General features: G+C 69.2%; 5 protein-coding genes and 1 riboswitch. Of the genes, 3 read left to right on the top strand and 2 right to left on the bottom strand.

Annotation, left to right across the window (positions count from 1 at the left end):
* Nucleotides 1-70: 70 nt before the first annotated feature.
* Together ACFWI4_RS41045 and ACFWI4_RS41040 are read right to left on the bottom strand one after the other, a co-directional pair.
* A complete protein-coding gene (locus ACFWI4_RS41045; RefSeq protein WP_387206814.1) occupies nt 71-1,528 on the bottom strand; it encodes a trehalose-6-phosphate synthase in 1,458 nt (485 codons plus the stop codon).
* A 78-nt stretch (nt 1,529-1,606) separates the two neighbouring features.
* Entirely contained in the window at nt 1,607-2,551 is a 945-nt protein-coding gene (locus tag ACFWI4_RS41040; RefSeq protein WP_385395023.1) for a glucosyl-3-phosphoglycerate synthase, read from the bottom strand.
* A 204-nt stretch (nt 2,552-2,755) separates the two neighbouring features.
* A riboswitch (SAM riboswitch) is annotated at nt 2,756-2,912 on the top strand.
* A 17-nt stretch (nt 2,913-2,929) separates the two neighbouring features.
* Between ACFWI4_RS41040 and thrC the strand changes: the two genes are divergently transcribed.
* From thrC to ACFWI4_RS41025, 3 genes are all read left to right on the top strand, one after another.
* Nucleotides 2,930-4,228: a threonine synthase gene (gene thrC, locus ACFWI4_RS41035; protein ID WP_387206812.1), complete on the top strand. Its 1,299-nt coding sequence runs from the start codon at nt 2,930-2,932 to the stop codon at nt 4,226-4,228.
* Nucleotides 4,225-4,500 (top strand): MoaD/ThiS family protein, encoded by a 276-nt coding sequence (locus tag ACFWI4_RS41030; RefSeq protein WP_385395028.1) that lies wholly within the window; start codon nt 4,225-4,227, stop codon nt 4,498-4,500. Before thrC ends, ACFWI4_RS41030 begins: the two co-directional genes overlap by 4 nt.
* 442 nt (nt 4,501-4,942) lie before the next feature.
* On the top strand, nt 4,943-5,146 hold the full coding sequence (locus ACFWI4_RS41025; RefSeq protein WP_005315736.1) for a cold-shock protein: 204 nt from the start codon (nt 4,943-4,945) through the stop codon (nt 5,144-5,146).
* The last annotated feature ends 105 nt before the right edge of the window (nt 5,147-5,251 follow it).

The raw sequence follows: 5,251 nt of genomic DNA, 5'->3' as shown, positions 1-5,251 counted from the left end.
CTGATGCACCGGCACGGCCCCGACCCACCCACCCACCGGATCCGGAACCGCGACCGCCGCCCCCTCCTCCTCAGCTCTCCAGTGCGTGGAGCTGGTCCAGGAACCACTGGCTCGGGGGGAGGGCGGTCGCCGCGGCGGCCAGGCGCTTGGTGCGTTCGGCGCGCTCGCCGGGCTGCATGCCGAGCGCCTCGTGCAGCGCCCGCGCCGTCCCCGTGATGTCGTACGGGTTCACGGAGATCGCGTCCTCGCCCAGTTCCTCGTACGCCCCCGCCTCCCGAGACAGGACCAGCGCGCAGCCCTCGTCGGAGACGACCGGAACCTCCTTGGCGACGAGGTTCATGCCGTCCCTGATCGGATTGACGAGCGCGACGTCGGCCAGCCGGTACGCGGCGAGCGAGCGCGCGAAGTCGTCCTTCACGTGCAGCACCACCGGGGTCCAGCCGGGCGTCCCGTACTGCGAGTTGATCTCGTCGGCCAGACGCTGCACCTCGGCCGTGTACTCCCGGTAGACGGCCAGATCCTGCCGCGAGGGATAGGCGAAGGCCACGTGGACGACCCGCTCGCGCCACTCGGGGTGGTCGTCGAGCAGCTGCCGGTAGGCCAGCAGCCCCCGCACGATGTTCTTCGACAGCTCGGTCCGGTCGACCCGCACGATCGTCCTGCGGTCCGCCCCGATCTCCTCGCGCAGCGCGGCCATCCGTTCCCCGACGTCCGCCCGGTGCGAGCGCTCCCGCAGGAACTCGGCGTCCGCCCCGAGGCCGTGCACCCCGACCCGGGTCTCGCGCACCGGGGGCCGGGCGCCGTCCAGGTGCTCGATCGCGGGGGTGCCGCCCGAGGGCCGGACGGCGACGTAGCGGCCGGGTTCGGTCTGCTCCGCGCAGCGCAGGAACGCCGTGGCCCACCGCCAGGTCAGGAAGGCCACCCGGTCCGCGCCGAGCATGCCCGCCATCAGCTCCGCGCGGATGTCGTCGGGGAGCATCCGGAAGTAGTCCTCGGGGGCCCAGGGGGTGTGGGAGAAGTGCCCGATGCGCAGGTCGGGGCGCAGCTCGCGGAGCATCCCGGGCACCAGGCACAGGTGGTAGTCCTGGACCAGCACGGCCGCGCCCTCGGCCGCCTCCTCGGCGAGCGCCTCGGCGAAGGCGCGGTTGTAGGCCCGGTACGACTCCCACCGGCGCCGGAACTCCGCGTCGAAGACCGGCTCCAGCGGGGTCTGGTACAGCATGTGGTGCACGAACCAGAGCACGGAGTTGGCGATGCCGTTGTACGCGTCGGCGTGCGTGTCCGCGTCGACGGCGAGCATCCGTACGCCGTCCTCGCCGACCCCCCGCCTGACGGCCTCCCGGTCACCGTCGCCGAGGGCCGAGCAGACCCACAGGGCGCCCGCGTCCGGCCCGATCGCCGAGAGCCCCGAGACGAGCCCGCCGCCGCCGCGCCGGGCGTGCAGCGAGCCGTCCTCCCGTACCTCGTAGGTGACCGGGCCGCGGTTGGAGGCGACCAGAATCCTGTGGGCACCATGCGTTGAAGCCATGCCTCGAAACCTAGCCCCGTCTCGAAACGCTCAAACGCGCCCTTCGGCCGTATGCGATCGGCGGCCGAGGGCGCCGGACTACGCGGCTTTGCGCGTCTGGTACTCGGAGATCTCGCTCATCGGCGGCCTTTCCTCGGTGTCCACGGAGTAGGTGCGCGGCCGGAAACCGTCGCGACCGCGTTCGAACTGGGTGAGGGAGGGGCGGATCAGATGGCCGCGGGCGAGCCGGAGCTGCGCGGTCCGGTAGATCGCGGCGGCCATCCGGCCGAGCGCCTGGCCGTCCTGGTGGCGGTGCTTGCGCACCCCGACGTCGACCTGGGCGAGGGCGTCGAGGCCCACCAGGTGCAGGGCGTCGACGAGCATGCCCAGCTCGACGCCGTAGCCGACGGGGAAGGGGAGCTGTTCGAGCAGCGAGCGGCGGGCCGCGTACTCGCCGCCGAGCGGCTGGACGAAGCCCGCGAGCTGCGGCCAGTGCATGTTGAGCAGGGGGCGGGCCATCAGCTCGGTGACCCGGCCGCCCTGTCCGCCGCCGCCGGCCATCGGACGGTCGTACATGGCCTTGACGAGGTCGACGCCGGGATCGGTGAGCAGCGGGCCCACGATCCCGGAGACGAAGTCGGACGAGAACTCCCTGAGGTCCGCGTCGACGAAACAGACGATGTCCCCGCTCGTGACGAGGAGCGACCGCCAGAGCACCTCGCCCTTGCCGGGCACGGCGGGCAGCCGCGGGAGGATGTCGTCGCGGTGCACGACCCGTGCGCCCGCGGCGGCGGCGACCGCGGAGGTGCGGTCGGTCGAGCCGGAGTCGACGACGACGATCTCGTCGACGAGGGGGACCTGCTGCATCAGGTCGTGGCGGATGATCGAGACGATCTCGCCGACCGTCTCCTCCTCGTTGAGCGCGGGCAGCACGACGCTGACCGTCGAGCCGGTGACGCGTTTGGCTGCCATGAGCTTGTGGAGCGGGCGGTCGGTCACGGACCAGGAGCGTGTGCTCAGCCAGCTCTCGACTTCTCTCAGCACCGTCTGCGGCTCCTCACTGTCTGATCACACGCTCTCATCGGCGTGCCCGCTGCGGCCAGCGGCAGATCGATGGGCTCGTCTCGGGGTTCGGACGACTATCTCAACTGTCCTGGCCTTCGGTTACAGTCTTGAACAACGCGCATGACCATCGCATGTCCTGGATCGTCGGCGCGTATCGTGTTCAACAGTTCAACAATCAAATACCGCTCATCCAGAGGGGCAGAGGGATACGGCCCGATGAAGCCCCGGCAACCCTCCAGCCGGTCTCGTACCGATCGATGTCGATCGCGTCGCGAGGCTCCCGGCTCGGGAAGGTGCCAAATCCGTCTCACGGCGAAGTGCGCCGTGAGGAAGATGAGGAGAAAGGGCCTCGCCTCCATGGCTGCGCAGACAGTTGCAAGCACCACGAACTCCGCCGATCCGGTGGACCTCGGCCCGGCCGCGGCGCTTTCCTGCCGCGAGTGCGGACACCGCGTCCCGCTCGGTCCGGTCTTCGCCTGCGAGGAGTGTTTCGGCCCGCTCGAGATCGCCTACGACTTCTCGGCGTACGACACCGAGGAACTCCGCAAGCGGATCGAAGCGGGACCCGCGAACATCTGGCGCTACGCGCCGCTGCTGCCCGTCCCCGCGGACGTGGCGGACAAGCCGAACATCAACCCCGGCTGGACCAAGCTCGTCCGGGCCGACAACCTGGCCCGTGAGCTCGGTGTCGACGCCGGGAAGCTCTTCGTCAAGGACGACTCCGGCAACCCGACGCACTCCTTCAAGGACCGCGTCGTCGCCCAGGCCCTCGAAGCGGCCCGCGCCTTCGGCTTCACCACCCTCTCCTGCTCCTCCACCGGCAACCTCGCCGGAGCCGTGGGCGCCGCGGCGGCCCGCGCCGGCTTCCGCTCCTGCGTGTTCATCCCGCACGACCTGGAGCAGGGCAAGGTCGTCATGGCCGCGGTCTACGGCGGCGAGCTCGTCGGCATCGAGGGCAACTACGACGACGTGAACCGGTTCTGCTCCGAGCTGATCGGCGACCCGGCCGGCGAGGGCTGGGGCTTCGTCAACGTCAACCTGCGGCCGTACTACGCCGAGGGCTCCAAGACCCTGGCGTACGAGATCTGCGAGCAGCTCGGCTGGAGGCTCCCCGACCAGCTCGTCGTGCCGATCGCCTCCGGCTCCCAGCTCACGAAGATCGACAAGGGACTCCAGGAGCTGATCAAGCTCGGACTGGTCGAGGACAGGCCGTACAAGATCTTCGGCGCCCAGGCCGAGGGCTGCTCCCCGGTCTCCGTCGCCTACAAGGCCGGCCACGACGTCGTCCGGCCGCAGAAGCCGGACACCATCGCCAAGTCGCTCGCGATCGGCAACCCGGCGGACGGGCCGTACGTGCTGGACATCGCGCGGCGCACCGGCGGTGCGGTGGAGGACGTGAACGACGGCCAGATCGTCGACGCGATCAAGCTGCTCGCGCGCACCGAGGGAATCTTCGCGGAGACCGCCGGCGGGGTGACCGTCGGTGTCACCCGCAAGCTGATCGAGAACGGTCTGCTCGACCCGACGCTGACCACCGTCGTCCTCAACACCGGCGACGGCCTGAAGACCCTGGACGCGGTGGCCTCGGACACCGGGCTGACCGCGACCATCCGTCCGAACCTCGACTCCTTCCGAGAGGCTGGCCTCGCATCATGAGCGTCAACGTCCGCATCCCCACCATCCTGCGCACCTACACGGGCGGCGCCGCCGAGGTGACGGCCGAGGGCGCGACCCTCGCCGAGGTCATCGGCGACCTGGAGAAGAAGCACACGGGCATCGCCGCGCGCGTCCTGGACGACCAGGGCAAGCTGCGCCGCTTCGTCAACGTGTACGTCAACGACGACGACGTGCGCTTCGAGCAGGGCCTCGAAACGGCGACCCCGGCGGGGTCCGGCGTCTCGATCATTCCGGCCGTCGCCGGAGGCTGATCGTTACCCTCGGTAATGCCGAACACATCGCGTTCACAGAATTGCCCCCTCCGTGAGACAAGCGGAGGGGGCAATTCTGTAGGGTTGAGCGCGCTAGAGTTGGGGAAGCCGGTTCGCTTTCGATGTTGGTTTCATGCCGGACGCATATGAGTTGCTGTTCGAGCGCCGACAAGAAGTAGCCAAAGTGACCCGCCTTTTTGGGCAATTTATGGCATTTGTGGGGCCCGACTTGCCCCGGATCCTCGCCTAATCTCCGCAAATCATTGATCGGCCATGCCCAGAATTCTCGTCCGACTGACCTGTTGCAGAGGGCAGTTGGACAGATACATTCAGCCGCGGTCGACGCGTTCCGGCGCACACCCCCAACCGTTTGGGGGGTGAGGTCTGACCCGGATCCGCGAAGTGTGGATCTGTGCAAGGGCCAGTAATAGGGGAGTTAGGCATGGCTCAGGGCACCGTCAAGTGGTTCAACGCGGAGAAGGGGTACGGCTTCATCGCGGTCGACGGTGGTGCGGACGTCTTCGTGCACTACAGCGCGATTCAGATGGACGGCTACCGCACCCTTGAAGAGGGTCAGCGAGTGGAGTTCGAGATCTCGCAGGGCCAGAAGGGTCCGCAGGCGGACATGGTCAAACTCGCCGTCTGATCCGGGCGCGAACGACCACCGACGCAACTCACGCACGAGGGGCCCGCATCCCGCCAGGGATGCGGGCCCCTCGTGCGTCCCGGGCGGTGCCCCCGCCGCGTTCCC

The sequence above is a fragment of the Streptomyces sp. NPDC127038 genome (assembly GCF_042725875.1).
In the GTDB taxonomy this organism is placed as follows: Bacteria; Actinomycetota; Actinomycetes; order Streptomycetales; family Streptomycetaceae; genus Streptomyces.
This window is presented reverse-complemented; position numbering and strand designations above follow the sequence as displayed.

Coding starts and splice junctions, on each gene's coding strand:
- ACFWI4_RS41025 (WP_005315736.1), top strand. CDS start 4,943: ATGGCTCAGGGCACCGTCAAGTGGTTCAACGCGGAGAAGGGGTACGGC.
- ACFWI4_RS41045 (WP_387206814.1), bottom strand. CDS start 1,528: ATGGCTTCAACGCATGGTGCCCACAGGATTCTGGTCGCCTCCAACCGC.
- ACFWI4_RS41030 (WP_385395028.1), top strand. CDS start 4,225: ATGAGCGTCAACGTCCGCATCCCCACCATCCTGCGCACCTACACGGGC.
- thrC (WP_387206812.1), top strand. CDS start 2,930: ATGGCTGCGCAGACAGTTGCAAGCACCACGAACTCCGCCGATCCGGTG.